This is a genomic window from Caulifigura coniformis, assembly GCF_007745175.1.
In the GTDB taxonomy this organism is placed as follows: Bacteria; Planctomycetota; Planctomycetia; order Planctomycetales; family Planctomycetaceae; genus Caulifigura; species Caulifigura coniformis.
In genome coordinates, this window is record NZ_CP036271.1 from 5747338 (window position 1) to 5761085 (window position 13748).

Sequence of the window (13748 nt, forward strand, 5' to 3'; positions counted from 1 at the left end):
ATCAGTGCTTTCGTCTGTATCCCAGTCTCGTCTCATCTCCACCGTCGACACTGGGCCGCATCCGTCGAATCGCTCGGCCTGGAAGTCTGGGTCGTGTCGCCATTCGACCGGTGGGCGTCCGGTTTTCTCGACACGGCCAAGCACGTCGTCGAAGGAACTTTTCTGATTGTGTGGGTGCAAGATCAGGAGCAGGCAGAGCAGCTACTTAATGGCCGCGGCGACTGCCCTCGCGGAACAGTTTTCTTTATCTCGAAGGACTTGCCAGACGGCGTGCTCACCGACATTCAGAACAAATTTCCGCTCGCATTGGTGTCACGCGAGCCGGAGCCAGAGCGTGCGCCTGAAAGCCACGTCATCTAGCGGTCCGCACCAAGAAGCGGCATGGGAGTCGAGGCAGACTGGTCCCAGCCCGCCGCAGGACACCACGGCGTCCGGCTGACTCGCACCGGCAGCATGGCCCGGTCGGGTGTGGCGTGGTTCGAGAACTCTCGCCGCGAAGTCGTTGTGGGCACGATCACTGAGGGATGCGTGTCAATGTTGTGACGGCGTACCCGCCGGTGAGTGTGATCGTATCTCTTGCGATCGATTCAATCGTGTGGGTGATCCCGAACCGTGACGTCGAAGCCCGACGGTTCCGGCCAATGCGGGGCGACCAACGTTCCTGGAATTCATTGTCCCGGACATTCCAGGTGAGCGAGTGAACGTGGCGATCTTTGTAGTCGTAGAGGTCGCCGCTGCCGTCCGGGCGAAGAATCAGCGTCTGCTTCAAGCTCACCATCGGCTCAGTGCCTCCCGCCTCATCGATGGTGGCCACAGTCCACTTGCCGACGAAACTCGCCCGACTTGCCGGGCGGAGCGACCAACCCCCGATGCTCACCACGAACAGCGAGACGCTCACGATGAGCCATCTCTGAGTACCGGTCGTCATTGCCCGCCTGTTGCAAAGAGAAAATCCCGCCAGCGCGAGCACTCCCTGAGAGAGAATCAGAACCGCGACGGTTCAGCAGGAGAAAAGTGGGCGTTACAGGACCAGAAACTACCCCCGAAAACCCAGGGGAAATGGCATGTTTTCAGCAAGGCAACGCAGAATCCAACGCAGTCGACAAAGAGCTCGCCGATCTCCTCGCCATCTGGCCCCGTCTTTCGGTGCCGGATCGCGAGCAGGTCGTCAGGATGGCCCGGTTGATGGCTGACGCTGGGGAGGCCCGTAGAGAGGCGTAGGAGGCCGTGGGCTAGCAGGTGGTGTGTTAGGTTGTCCAGGGCACAGGAGTGGTCTACGGGGCGTCTGAGGACCGAAGCAGGGAGGCTCAGGCTGACGCTGACATTCACGTTCGGAGCGGCTGTAGAATGACTCGCGGTCGCGACCTCGTGCTACATGCAAGCCTACCGAGAATGAAGAAACACACCACTGACGCCGAGTACGTGGAGTCCGTCCGGCGACTTCAGCCTTCACGCCGCCGAGTTGGGTCAATGTTGGCGATCAGCGGGGGCGTCTTCTTTCTTTTCGGTGCTGGCAGTTTTCTGTACCTGGGACACAGGATCTCGGCGGCGGTAGCGGTGCTTCGTGATCGGGAGAGTGAGATTCCCGTCGATTTTGACTACACGCTCACTCTCATCTTCGGTGCGATCATCGGGATGACAATTGGCATCACCCTCGTCGTGTCTTCGATCGTGACGGCCTCAGGCATTCTGTACCGTCGACCTGATCGGACTGCGGACCTCTTACTCGAATGCTGGGACCAGCTCGCCGCTAAGCGGGAGGCGGCTACCAGCTACGATCCTGACTTTTCGTAGTCCGAAGGCCACCACAGCCCGTCGACTGTGCCGGTTCGGTGGTGACGGGGGAGAGGTCATTCGGAGATGCGGTTCAGCGTCACGATTTCAGTCGATCCGTCTGCTTCAAGCACGATGCGGCTTGCTGATGCCGATAACACCCGAAAGCGGGCACCGTCCGCCCCCACGGCCAGATAGTTTTGGCTGTTGATGAGCTTTGCGAGCAAGCGAACCGTGTCGACTGCTTGCCCTCGACTGAAATCGGACACGATGAGTTCATCTCCGAGAGTGTTCCACTTGCACCACAGAGTGCCGAGTGAGCCCCTCTCCTTCATACTCAAAAGGCCATTGCGGCGGAGCGTCCAAGTTCCGTCACGACATCTCCACTTCCCCACGAACCGCGCATCCCCTCGCGGCCAGTACCACCAGGAGGCCAGCGACACCAGCACGAGGACGAACGCGGCGATCAGCCAGCGGCGTCGGCGTCTCTTCGGTGGTGTGCTTGGTGCTTGCTCGGGTGGTTCCATCGGGTAGCCCTCCGAGGGTGAGTCTAACGGCGGGCAGGGGATCGCGGCGAGAGGGGATGGTGGGTAGACTGGTGGCGGCGACTTCGCGCCAAGATTAAGGCTAGGGCTCCATGACACGGTATTTTGTTGTCGAATTCACGGCACCCGATGCGGTCGCCTTTGATCGTTTCCGTGGCGTCTTTGAGGCCTTGAAGCAGGACAAAGACTCAGACAAGTTTCGTCCAGACGATCAATGGCCTGAACTCTTTGACCGTGAAGCACTCGACTGCTTCAACTGGTGGACGGACGAAGACCGTGCTCGCTGGCTGCCCGGGATTCCTGACTTCGAGTTGAGCCACCAAGCAGGTCGGCCACGTCTCGAATGGGAATTCTTCTCCATGATCGAGGCGTTCAAGAATGGTGACTATCAGCTGATCGCCTGTCAGCGAAACGACAACGGTCAGTCCAGGCTTGAGTATGACCCTTTTGGCGGTCCTTACGGTGGTTCAGGTTGCATGGTGGCACTGATCCAGTGCTTCGGGTTCGTCGTCTCGGGTGGAACTGATGTGGCAGGGTTCCCAAGTGGAATGAGGGGGGCGGCCCCCGGTCAACGCAGATGGACTTCCATTCTGGGAGGTGCGGATCACCCGATTGTGTGGCGGCGTCCTTCAGAATGACCGAAGACACTCCTCCGAAGCCGAAACGCAGACGCCGGAGATCACGAATAGCTTCACGATATGCTGGAGTCTGAAGAGTGGAAACGGAAGCTGCGACAACCTTCATTAAGCGGCAAGCAGAGATGCATAGGAGGGGAATCATTACCCCTCTGGAACTATCTAACACCGTCTTCGACGGGTTCGAATTGCAGTACAAAGAAGGCGATTTACCGTTGCTGCTGAGATCATTAACCACGTCGGGGTTGGTGTTCATCGTCGCCGAGTCTGATCTCTGGTTTCCCAGAACCACGGAGGGTTGGGCAAAGTTCCGAATGCTTCGCGGTATCGGAGGGCCACAGTTCCAGTGCCCAGCAGACGAAGAGCGTGACCTCGCTGAAGGTCAGGGACGCGCTTACCGATTCGCGAAAACGCTTCGCAGCGCTTTAAGGACATCCTGCAAGGGGCTCATGTCCAAGAGCGTCGAGCAGAAGGTCATTTTACTCCTCTCGCAGCAACTGGAGAAACAGCGGGGATTCGGTGCCCACGAAGACCTGCTACTGACCTACGAACGGGTTATCGACCAGCGGCGAAGGGCCTATGAAAAGCGATGGGGCAAGCCTGTCGGCAAGCCAAGGAAATAACAGCCGGGCTTACATGGCAGGGAAGCCAAGAACCGCTTATCAGTGCGATGCACGCCTTTTCGATCCAACCCATCCGAGATCGTCGAAAGCCCGTGCGAAAGAGAACAACAAAGAAGAGGACGGCGGCAACGATCAACGGAAGTCGAGACACAGTCCAAGCGAACAGGATGAACGGTAGGTCGTAGGTTGAAGCCAAGTGCAGCTGTGTTGAGTGCATGGGATGCGAAGCTGAGTTGAACGAATTAAGCCAGCCCGGCATCATCGCCCGGCGGGCTTCGTCGTTCAGCGGCCCGCCACCAGCACACGGCCCTCAGACCACGGCCTTAAGCTGCTCCACCGTCGCCAGAATTGCCTTCGCCTGATCCAGACCACCGACCGCTTGGATGAACTGAATGGCAGCGTCGATCGGGGCGAAGCCGTTGCCCTCGAAGTGGCCTTCTGCCCGACGATCGCCGGACCGTTTCACCCGCACCTTCCGGCCCGTTCCCCCGGGCGACTTCGACAGGTTGTACTTCACGATCGAGACGTAGGCCGGAGTGACCTTGAAGCCCAGGGCCTGGACGATCTCCGCAATCTCCTTCGGCCCCTTGTCAGGGTTCGCCTGGAGGGCCTCGCGGATCGCTGCGGACTTGTTGCCGGATGCGGACTTCTTCGCCATTGGTGTCAATCTGGTTGGTTAGAGGAGAAGCCCGCAGGGGGGACTATAGCCGACCTATCCGTCGGCTGCCGCCTACTTGCAGCCCATTAGGTGTAGGAACGGCCGAGAGCCTGCATCTCCGCTTCGTTCGCAGCATCAATCCTTGCCTGGTGGACATCCGCGAGACGCCGCATTTCCTCTGCAGCCATCTTGACCAAACGATAATTGGCCGGCATTGCAAGGACTTCGTCTTCATCGCGCTCAGCGATGTACGCAAAGACTGCGTCGAGATTCGTGAGTTTGGCACGAGCAACTGCGGGATTTGCAGCACCGCGGCTTAGAGCGAACCAGCAAGCAACTTCGATCGACAGGGACCAAGAATAACTTCTAGCGACTCGTCTTCGGCCGATTCCGGAAAAGCCGCGATACACTGTCACCGGGAAGCCGATCTCCAGAGGTGCTCCGGCAGCCCTTAAAAGTGTCCTATTGCACAAGCGCAGCATCTCACTGATGTATCCCGGAGTGTACGCCATCACATTGACGTTATGGCCGACCAGGGCATCGAGGAAGCACCCTTCAAACATTTGATGCTGGGCAAGCACGTCACGATTCCGCCGTACGTGCTCAAGGGCGTTGTGCGACCCTCCGGCAGTGAAGTTAAATTTTGAATAATCGTGGTCTTCGATTGCCTGCACAGCTTGGTCCAACGCGGTCGGATACGGCCAGTTGCCGACCAAACTGTTCCGGATAGCTACCGACTTGGACATTGATACCTCTACTTGGAACCGGGCGAGAATAAGCACGACGATCCCCGATGGCCGATGGCGGCTGCCGGGTTGTTGTCGTTTCAGAAGACCGGGGACAGGTGCCCAGAGGCTTTGTCGGTTGAGACCGGACTGCTCGGCTATCCCCTCCCCGGCCGTGAATCAGTGACCCTACGCCCGCTCCTGTCGCAGTCGGTCGCATGCCAACCCTAGGATCAACGCGGCACCAGCCTCGCCCCCCAGAGCCTTCGTCATCCGTGGATCGACTGCCAGCATCGCCAAAGTGTCCGCAAGGTCGGGGGCGTGCCGGAGAACGTCAGGCAGTGCAGCGACGGCCTGCGAGGCCAGTTCCTCAGAAGGTAGGTAGCGGTCCCGCATCGCCTTCGCGTCGTTGACTGAGGTTGCATCAACTTCAAGGTGCGAGCGAAATGACTTAGGAAGCCTGTTGAAATCGACCATGAGTTCTTCCTCTCGGTGGAAAGAACCCCGGATCAGTACCGGCGCGGGCGGAACCACGGACAAGCTCAATGGTCTCACGGCGCGTACAGCGGTACTCTGAGAAGCAGCCCTTGCTGCCCTCGTAACCAGGGTGGTGACGGTTAGCACGGCCGGTGATGTACTAGATCACCGGCCGTGTGCTTGATTCAACAGGATCTGGCCCATTTCGTCAAGCCTCACAATGCGCAAGTGGTGTCCCCGCTGACGGTTAGGCTACGCAATGGCCTATGCGTAGGCTACAGCTTCGGACGCGTGGTCCCCAGTGCAGCGATGATCTTACGTCGCGGCAGTGCGATGCTCTGATTAACCGCCTCGATTCGCATGCGGCGAATCTGGCGCATGTGCCGGAGCGGATGGGGTAAAGTTGCGCCGCTTTCGCTCAGTCCTGTTCGTCGCAACAATGAGTGGTGTACGACGTACGTTCGGAGCACCTTGAGCAGAGGCCGTAGAATGGGGCTAACGTTGCCGCTTTCAAGCAACGATGTGGAGTCTGAGCTTAGCTACGCGTACCTCCACGCAATTGCCGCTGCAGCCGATTGTGGCTGTACGGTCGCTGGGAGAATCCCAGATGGGATGGGCGTTGATGCTTGGATCCACGTCGGCGATCATTTCCCAGCACTGGGTTACAGGAAGTTCACGATCGAGGTCCAGTTGAAGGCAACTGCCACTCCGATGACCTTGGTGAGGAATCGCTTCGCATATTCCATACCCATTGAGCAGTACGATAAGCTGCGAATGACCGGGGGAGAGAGTACAACACTCCTAGTCGTACTGCAGCTGCCCGCCCTCAGAGCGGCTTGGTGTCGATCGTCACCTCGATCCCTCGCAATCCAACAGGCAGCATATTGGCTGAGTCTTTACGGTGCTCCGGATAGCCCCAACACAACAACTCAGACTGTCTATATTCCAAAGTCCAATCGGTTCACTCCAGAGGGCCTGAAGGCATTGTTTCCGACGATAGTGGGCGGAGGGAAAATCCACTATGTCCCTTAAACAGCAGCTTCCGACGAACGATACCGCCAGGTTAGACCCAATCCGAGTACAGGCATACGCTCGTGACAGCGGATGGAACCTGATCGGAAAGACGGCACAGGATCGATCTGCGATTTACTCTCATCCCGATGCAGAGACTTGGCAAATCACTGTGCCATTGTCGAAGCAGCTGCCAGATTTTCCGCAGCGGATGACAGAGGTAGTCTCTACCTTAGCTGACAAAGAGAAAGCTGCTGCAGGTGAACTACTACAGCGGTTGCTCCTTCCAGAGTCAGACATACTGCGTTTCTCTGATTGTGGCGCAAGCTCAGCTAATGGAATCATCTCACTAAATCATGGTTTAGAGATGTTGGCCGGCGCGCGAAGAACTATTCTTGCCGCAGCTTGTGGCGTCGTGAAACCTGACCGGACTTACCATCCTCGAATGAGCTTGGCTGAGGCCGAAGGTTTCTTGGCTGCCTGCAAGCTCGGCCAGACAGAGCGTGGTAGTTTCGTCCTGACAATCGCATGCCCACTGCAGGTTCCTAGGGCGCAATCGAGTTTTCTCCCCTTCGCTCGCGACGTGACCACCGCATTGATGTCGGCACTGAACTGGCTTTCCACAACAGTCTCCACTGCGGATGTTCAGTCGCCGATCGCTTGGGAGGGGCTTGGTGAACACGTAACGGCAAATCTTTGCGACGGCCTGCTGGACATGATGCCCGCGGATGAAGAGGGTGAGCTTGTAATTAGTGCCACCTATTCAAACGCTATTCCAGTTGCAGACTTGAGCGTGCCGCGTGTGGTCCGGTTGCCGGGAAGAACATTTCCGTTGATCGCTCAGATTGCAGAGCGGCTTCGTCCCTCTACCACACCTCGAATCCAGTCGCTACTAGGTTTCGTGGAAACACTTGATGGAAGGCCGAATGAATTTGGCCTCCCTGAAGGTCCCGTAGCGTTGCGGCTTAGCACCTCTGATGGAGAGATTCGAGCCAGAATCTACCTTCCGCACATGGATCACGCGTTGGCGGCGGAAGCGTATCTAAAGAATCAGCCAGTCACTTTGGATGGCACATTGGTGCGCAGTGGGCGTTTCTATGAGATCACGAGTTACTCGACACTCATGATATTCGCACAGAAACACGACCAGGTAGTGGAGCGTCGGCAAGTCAGGGCTGCAAAAATGGGCAAAGGTAGAAAAAGTGTGATGAAGCGGAGGCCTGGAAAAAAGGGCTGATAGGTTCTGTCGACGATGCTATCGCTATAAAAGATTCCCTCACAGCCAAGACGGCCATGAGGGGATCGGCAACAGAGTCGAGTTAGAAACCGCGTCTGGCCTTCATGGCCTTCTTACGCCAGTCAGCCTGCCGCTGAATCTCCGCAACGTCGACCGTCGCGGCGTTGATACTGCCGATTGAGAACGACGTGCTGACGTTGCTTGTCGTGCTCGTCACCGGAGCAACAGCCTGACGAGCCGCTGAGAGCATGCGACGTGTGTCCGTGGCATTCACGACCTGGCCGGGGACGGTGGGAATGAATAGCTCCATTCCCCGCTCACCGACAACGTACGGGGAGTTCCGTGACACAGGGCCTCCCTGTGCTCGCCCAGGTAGTCCGCGTCCACCTCCCGCTCCAGCACCACCGGCAGCTCCGGCTGACAGTCCCTGGATGCGCTCAAGCCGCTGGATCATTCCGTCCAACTCACCGTTAAGGCTACGGGCCTTCGCCATGTCCGCCTCTTTGAAGATCGTCAGCCGTTCGGCCCGGGCTGCCAGCTCCTCGACCGACTTCGACATGGACTCAAGGACGCCAATCTTCCCCTGTGCTCCGGCTGCCGCCTTTTCGTTCGCCGCTAACTCAGCCTTATCAATGCCGCCAATCCAGCCCTCAGTTGCCTTGGCTTCGTCCAAGAACTTCTGTTGCTTCATGGGATCGGTTCCCCGGCTCGCCCACTGGAGCTGCATATCCTGGACCGACGAGAACGATCCACGAGCACGGTCAAAAAAGTCTGCCGCACGGCCGATGTTCCCCCGTTCCGCGAAGCGGTTCGCCTGTGCCAGCTGCTCCTCGCCCCGAGCCTTCAGCATGTCGGCTCGCTGCTTGGCGAGGTCGAACTGGGCCTTCTCCTCCAACTGCTCGCCCTGCTTGCCGATGGCGTCGTGGCGACGTGAGAGCCAGTCGTTGAACCGACCACCAAGGGCGTGGTTGCTCGGGTCAGCTCCGAACATCTTCCGGAACGCATGGGTTTGCGTGACACGGTCGTTGTGCTGCGCACGCTCCGTCCTCTGCTGCCATTGGCGAGCCAGAATGCTGCCCTGAGCATCGAACGCACGACCACCGAAGGCATCACCACGGCCATATGCGGCATCCTGGATCGACTCGGCCCGTCGCTTCGTGGCCTCAACCAGTTGGCGTTCGATATCGAGTTGCCTCTCAAGACCAGTGGTGAGCCGGTCCTGCTTCCGGGCGGCGTTTTCCAGGGCATCGACCACGTGAAGGTTGTTGATAAGTCGACGTTCTTCCATCGCGATAGAGTCACGCTCCGTTGCAATCTCATCCTTGCGGGCTGCGATGCGCTGCTGGATCTTCCCGATCTCGTCTCCGATCTTGTCCGGATCTGCCGCAACGCCTGGATCAGACAACTGCCGCTTCAGATCCTCGAACCGGCTCATCTTCGAAACAAATTTGTCGACCACAGGGCCGGGTGCCCAAGATCCCATTCCTTTCCACCAATATGACTCCGTAGCACTCTCGCGGAGCTTTTTCATCTGCTGAAGCAATGCCAGGTTCTTCTCATCGGCCTCAAGACCTGCCGTGTTACCGGCCCTCTGGCGACGGAACTTCAGGTCCGCGTCTCTCTGGTCAAGCTCCCGCCGATTCGTAGGCACGCTGAAGTCCAACGCTTCCTGCCTGAACTGCTGACGTGCCTGCGCAAACCTCTCCAACCGGGTCGATGCCATCTCGATCTGTGTGGCCATCTCACCAGCGCCCGAGCCGGCCTGTTTGAAGCTCTGATAGAGGTCGTAGACACCCTTCGCGGCGACACCTGCGACAACGGCGATTCCCGCAGGGCCTCCCATCATGCTGCCCATGAACGCCAGGTTGTTCGACAGGCCACGGAAGCCCGCGTAGGAATAGTCCTCAATCGCCTGCTGCCCCTGGAAGAGCATGGCCGACGCTCGGCCACTACGCCCGCCTCTGGTGCCACCGCCGCTGACCATGCCGAGAGAGGCGTTCATCTCACGGCGGTAGAGCTGTTCGGCCGCAGAGACTTCCGCACGGATGACAGCAAGGTTCTTCCCGGCAGCCTGTTGAGCGATCCTGACACGGGCGCCCTGGTAGGCCTGCCAGGCCTTTTGCGCCCGTGCGATCGCGGCTTCATTGTCAACAAGTTCGCTGCCACGATCGTAGATCGTCTTCGCCCGAATGTCGGCGGTCTGATTCATGGTGCTGAACCGCTCCAGTCTGCGATTCTGCTCAGCACGTCGACGGTCACGGGCCGCAACACGCTGGTCTTCTTCCCGCTGGAACCGAGTCCGATCAGCGGCAAGCTCACGCTCCCTTTGCTTCTGCTGTCTGGCGATCTCCCGTTCCGCCGAAGTCTGCCGTTTGACGGCTCGGTCTATGTCGCGTTCCCACGAGCGGAAGCCCCCGCCACTGCCTCCGGTCCCCGCGCCCCCGAAGCCCTTCGACGCCTTATCGAGTGACCGTTCGAGCCGCGCTGACACGCGATCAAATCGCTTTTCGATGCTGGTCACGAAGCGGTCGACGTTGCGTTCCGCCCGAGCCAGGTTCAGTTCAAAATCATATCTAAGCTGCTCAGTAGCTATGGCTTTTGCTCCTTACGAAATGAGAAAAGCCGGCCTACCGGCTGCTAGCGGTAGACCGGCATGGGTTCCCCTGACAACGAGCCAGGGGCTTTCTAGGATCACTCTTCGAAGGTCAGGTCTTCCAGGAGCTTCGAGGTATCAATCTTCTCTGCGGTACGCCTGCGACCGCTGGCGTTGGGGTCATGAGCTAGCCCAGCCGCGAACAGCACCGCTGAGCGTGTATCGCCCGCCAGACTGCCTAGCTCAATTGCTTCAACCGCTCGTTCGCCGACCGAGGACTTCGATCGCTCGTCCGTCAGCGGTGCGTCGAAAAGATCAGCCTCACCGAACGCATACTCGACAGGGGCCTTGCTGAAGGCCTGTAGGTCAATATTTAGCGTGTCGAGGAAATCAGAGGGACTAAAGGGCTTTTCGGACACAGAATGATTGCTTTCTGAGAATGACTTTGTGGTGGCGGGGCGGATCACAACATCCACCGAGAACACTTCGTCGACTGATTGAACAACGGTGCGATCCAGGGCGGAAAATGTGTAGCGGGCGACGTGACTCATCCCGACATGCTTCAGGGGCGATCCGGCCTTCTCAGCCTTGGCCGCGAAGGCCGCAAGCTGCCGGAGTTCGTCGCCCGCCTTATTCTCGTTCAGGCGGATGTCTCCCCGAGGACGGCCAAGGCTATCGAGGCGGACGTTCTCGACTATCCCGGCCAGCTCCTGCACCCGGCGGCTGATTCCGGCCTCAATATCGTGGTTCAAATATACGTGGACGCCCTCATAGAGGCTCTTGGCACGGCCTGCACCACCGAACGCCGGAGCCGGAATAGTCCTGCCATTTTTCGAGGTCAAACCGCAAAGCAAACAATTGCGTATGGCCTCGGCTTTCCGGCCTTCTCCGTCGATCGTAGCTTCCGCGAGAAAGCCATCGAACAGCATCTGTTCTGACTCCATCAGGCCACGGCTCCTGTCACGTCTGCGACTTCATGGACGACTGCCGAAGGCTGTCCCTGGACTGCGGCGTAGGTCGGTGAATTGAATCGATCCCGACTGACCAATTTCAGCCGCTTCGACCTGATCGCCAGTCCGATCAACCTCGCCGCTGTAGGTCCGCTGAACCCCAACCCGGACGCGATCTCTGCCCGACTGGTTGCCGCTCCGCTGCTCACCGCTTCGACGATCTCCGCGACCATCGCTTCATCACTCGTCTTCAATCGAATCTCCTTATTCGTATCCGGATACTACCGGGTGTGTGCTCATTCTCTCCTGTGCCTCTCCACTCCTGTGTGTCTGTCATAGCACACTGGTTACCAGAATCCGTAAAGCCTATTGATTCATGTCTACAAACATCCTCAAGCCCCGGAGAGGCGCGTAGGCGGGCCGCAGTCCGAGCCAGTGCGATGGTAGCCCCCGTGCCTCCGGAGGGGCCGTAAGCGGCTCCTGGAGGCCACAGGAGGCCATGCCGGGGGAGCGGTGCTGCTGGAGCCGGAAGAAGGTGCTCAGGGCTGCGGAAAGGTGGCGGAAGCTGGTGGAAAGGTGCGATGGAGGGGGTTCGGCACCACGCCATTTGTTCAACTTGCGCAAACTTGTGCTCGGGGCTTCGGGAGCACAGAAGTACGGTGAATTGCTGAGTGCGAGAGGTGAATGCATGGCTGTTGGTGTGGTTCTGGGCCGGAGCTGACGCGGGGGAGTCTCTGTTCAAAGCCAGTGGAGGTCGCGTGCAGTAACTCCTTACACCCACTGTGTATACATCGGACAATCCGTTCCCATTGTCCGAAGTAACCCTCCTGGGGTGCACTCAGTTGACTGGCGGAACTGCAGGCCTTCTCAGGGGATCGGGAAGACGGGGCGTCAGTGTGTCCAGTTTAATGACCTCGTGTCAGTAAATGGTATTTTTGGGGCAACCCATCCACTGCCCATCCACTACCCACCTCACCAGCCCCTCAGGTCTCCAATCACCCCATGCCCGACCGTTCACCTGGCATCATCACTGACACCACTGACGGCCTCGCCAACAGCCCCGCACTCGACCGACCAACCTCACCCACCACCCGGCCTGCCGTGTCGTAGAACACGACCGTGGAAGCCCTGGTAATGACCTGCCGAAACACCAGCACTACCACCCCGACTGTCAGCTAGACAATTCATCCATATCAACAGCAATACACACATATAGTCGTTGACATATACTCACGCTTGACGATGATAGGCCTACCGCTTTCCCCTCACCGCTTGAGGCCACACAGTCATGTCCGCGACGTTCATCTACATCCGAGTCAGCACCGACGAACAAGCCAAGGTTTCAGGTCTCGGCCTTGAAGTCCAGGAGTCGGAGTGTCGAGCATTTGCGGCATCGCAAGGCCTCTCGGTCTCCGCAGTTTTCACCGATGGCGGCGTCTCACGGTCCACCTACCTGACCGAGCGTCCGGCGATGTCAGCCCTGCTTGCGTCGATCAAGAAGGGGACCACGGTCATCGTCCATAAGCACTGCCGACTCGGCGACAGCGTTGCGATCGCGATGATGATGAAGGAGTGCAAGCGGAAGGGCGCTCGGCTGCTTGTCGTCCACGGCGACAACAGCGGTTCCGACGAAGCCCTTCTCCTAGCTGGTGTGCTTTCAATCATTTCGGATCACGAACTCCGCAGCATCGCTTCGCGGACACGGAAGGCGCTGGCGAAGAAGAAGGAACGGGGCGAGGTCTACACTCGCCGCGTGTACGGATTCCGTGCCGTCAAGAATCAGCTCATCGCCGACGATGCGGAACAGGCTGTCATCGACCGCATCAAGACCGAAGCATCGTCAGGGCTGTCGTGGGCAGCCATCGCCAGAGGGTTGAACCTAGCACGAGTCGCCGCACCGTCCGGAACAGACTGGCATCCACGCACAGTGCAGAGAATCGCTGAGCGGGCTTCAGCGGCCTAGCCCGGACTGCCCGACGGACCTTGAAGTTCCAGCTTAGCCAAAAACCTTCTTCCCTCAGCAGTGAGCTTGATGGTGTCTTTGTGGCCGGACTTTAATGCTATGTCTGCAAAGCCATGCAAAGCCAAGCATTCGCCTAGTGGCCCTACAATGTAGTGCCACACTGCGAAATTCTTGTCAGGCTCAAAAGAGCCTGCGTCAATCAACATCTGCCGCCCGTAATAACTGAAAATATCCAATCCCGTGATCGCTGGCGGAAGCTGGCCCCCTGGTGCAATTTGCACAACCTGTTCCAACACGTCTCCTTCCGAGCACTTGATCGCACGGAGGAGCGCACATGCATCAGTGAACGCATAGTCGCCGTACCGCTCGCTGCCGGCCTGACGCTTCAGTCTTGCAACTTGGGCCCGGAGTCGTTTGTTCTCATTTTGCAGAGAACTAACATTGTCTAACACGGCTTTCATGTTGGGCATTTCGCTGCCACGCACCCAACCGGATAGGGACTCGTCGCCTGTGACCTGCCCCCCTTCAACGGGTCCACAGTTCGGGTAAGTTGTGCCT

At 58.6% G+C, this 13748-nt stretch carries 16 protein-coding genes; 7 read left to right on the forward strand and 9 right to left on the reverse strand.

Annotation, left to right across the window (positions count from 1 at the left end):
• The first annotated feature begins 93 nt into the window (after positions 1 to 93).
• Entirely contained in the window at positions 94 to 360 is a 267-nt protein-coding gene (locus tag Pan44_RS23110) for a hypothetical protein (protein WP_145034134.1), read from the forward strand.
• A 154-nt stretch (positions 361 to 514) separates the two neighbouring features.
• Here Pan44_RS23110 and Pan44_RS23115 read toward each other — a convergent pair whose 3' ends face one another.
• Entirely contained in the window at positions 515 to 928 is a 414-nt protein-coding gene (locus Pan44_RS23115; protein WP_145034135.1) for a hypothetical protein, read from the reverse strand.
• A 542-nt stretch (positions 929 to 1470) separates the two neighbouring features.
• Between Pan44_RS23115 and Pan44_RS23120 the strand changes: the two genes are divergently transcribed.
• Complete coding sequence (locus Pan44_RS23120) at positions 1471 to 1794, forward strand: hypothetical protein (protein ID WP_145034136.1); 324 nt, start codon at positions 1471 to 1473, stop codon at positions 1792 to 1794.
• 56 nt (positions 1795 to 1850) lie between these two features.
• On the opposite strand, the gene Pan44_RS23125 is transcribed toward Pan44_RS23120, so the two are convergent.
• Positions 1851 to 2300 carry a lipocalin family protein gene (locus tag Pan44_RS23125; protein WP_145034137.1) on the reverse strand — a complete coding sequence of 150 codons (450 nt, stop codon included), beginning with the start codon at positions 2298 to 2300 and terminating at the stop codon, positions 1851 to 1853.
• Between the two features lie 110 nt (positions 2301 to 2410).
• Here Pan44_RS23125 and Pan44_RS23130 point away from each other — a divergent pair, with 110 nt between their 5' ends.
• Positions 2411 to 2956 (forward strand): hypothetical protein, encoded by a 546-nt coding sequence (locus Pan44_RS23130; RefSeq protein WP_145034138.1) that lies wholly within the window; start codon positions 2411 to 2413, stop codon positions 2954 to 2956.
• A 446-nt stretch (positions 2957 to 3402) separates the two neighbouring features.
• The gene (locus Pan44_RS27575) at positions 3403 to 3576 is read left to right on the forward strand and encodes a hypothetical protein (protein ID WP_197453588.1); all 174 of its coding nucleotides are present in this window, start codon (positions 3403 to 3405) and stop codon (positions 3574 to 3576) included.
• Between the two features lie 310 nt (positions 3577 to 3886).
• Here the strand turns inward: Pan44_RS27575 and Pan44_RS23135 are convergent, their stop codons facing one another.
• The 3 genes from Pan44_RS23135 to Pan44_RS27995 form a co-directional block, all read right to left on the reverse strand.
• Positions 3887 to 4234: a hypothetical protein gene (locus tag Pan44_RS23135; RefSeq protein WP_145034139.1), complete on the reverse strand. Its 348-nt coding sequence runs from the start codon at positions 4232 to 4234 to the stop codon at positions 3887 to 3889.
• A gap of 86 nt (positions 4235 to 4320) precedes the next feature.
• Positions 4321 to 4980, reverse strand: a complete 660-nt coding sequence (locus Pan44_RS23140) for a hypothetical protein (protein WP_145034140.1) — start codon at positions 4978 to 4980, stop codon at positions 4321 to 4323.
• Between the two features lie 168 nt (positions 4981 to 5148).
• Positions 5149 to 5436: a hypothetical protein gene (locus Pan44_RS27995; RefSeq protein ID WP_231754142.1), complete on the reverse strand. Its 288-nt coding sequence runs from the start codon at positions 5434 to 5436 to the stop codon at positions 5149 to 5151.
• Positions 5437 to 5925: 489 nt separating this feature from the next.
• On the opposite strand from Pan44_RS27995, the gene Pan44_RS28390 reads away from it, so the two are divergent.
• Together Pan44_RS28390 and Pan44_RS23150 are read left to right on the forward strand one after the other, a co-directional pair.
• Positions 5926 to 6468 (forward strand): DUF4365 domain-containing protein, encoded by a 543-nt coding sequence (locus Pan44_RS28390; RefSeq protein ID WP_390620548.1) that lies wholly within the window; start codon positions 5926 to 5928, stop codon positions 6466 to 6468.
• Positions 6458 to 7684: a hypothetical protein gene (locus Pan44_RS23150; RefSeq protein WP_145034142.1), complete on the forward strand. Its 1227-nt coding sequence runs from the start codon at positions 6458 to 6460 to the stop codon at positions 7682 to 7684. Before Pan44_RS28390 ends, Pan44_RS23150 begins: the two co-directional genes overlap by 11 nt.
• Before the next feature lie 82 nt (positions 7685 to 7766).
• On the opposite strand, the gene Pan44_RS27580 is transcribed toward Pan44_RS23150, so the two are convergent.
• The 3 genes from Pan44_RS27580 to Pan44_RS23165 all read right to left on the reverse strand — a co-directional run bounded on the left by Pan44_RS27580 (position 7767) and on the right by Pan44_RS23165 (position 11481).
• Entirely contained in the window at positions 7767 to 9893 is a 2127-nt protein-coding gene (locus tag Pan44_RS27580; protein WP_197453590.1) for a GumC domain-containing protein, read from the reverse strand.
• Positions 9894 to 10375: 482 nt separating this feature from the next.
• The gene (locus Pan44_RS23160; RefSeq protein ID WP_145034143.1) at positions 10376 to 11206 is read right to left on the reverse strand and encodes a hypothetical protein; all 831 of its coding nucleotides are present in this window, start codon (positions 11204 to 11206) and stop codon (positions 10376 to 10378) included.
• A gap of 14 nt (positions 11207 to 11220) precedes the next feature.
• Positions 11221 to 11481, reverse strand: a complete 261-nt coding sequence (locus tag Pan44_RS23165; RefSeq protein WP_145034144.1) for a hypothetical protein — start codon at positions 11479 to 11481, stop codon at positions 11221 to 11223.
• A gap of 1034 nt (positions 11482 to 12515) precedes the next feature.
• Between Pan44_RS23165 and Pan44_RS23170 the strand changes: the two genes are divergently transcribed.
• Entirely contained in the window at positions 12516 to 13190 is a 675-nt protein-coding gene (locus Pan44_RS23170; protein ID WP_145034145.1) for a recombinase family protein, read from the forward strand.
• Here the strand turns inward: Pan44_RS23170 and Pan44_RS23175 are convergent.
• Positions 13187 to 13651 carry a hypothetical protein gene (locus Pan44_RS23175; RefSeq protein ID WP_145034146.1) on the reverse strand — a complete coding sequence of 155 codons (465 nt, stop codon included), beginning with the start codon at positions 13649 to 13651 and terminating at the stop codon, positions 13187 to 13189. The genes Pan44_RS23170 and Pan44_RS23175 overlap by 4 nt on opposite strands.
• Between the last annotated feature and the right edge of the window lie 97 nt (positions 13652 to 13748).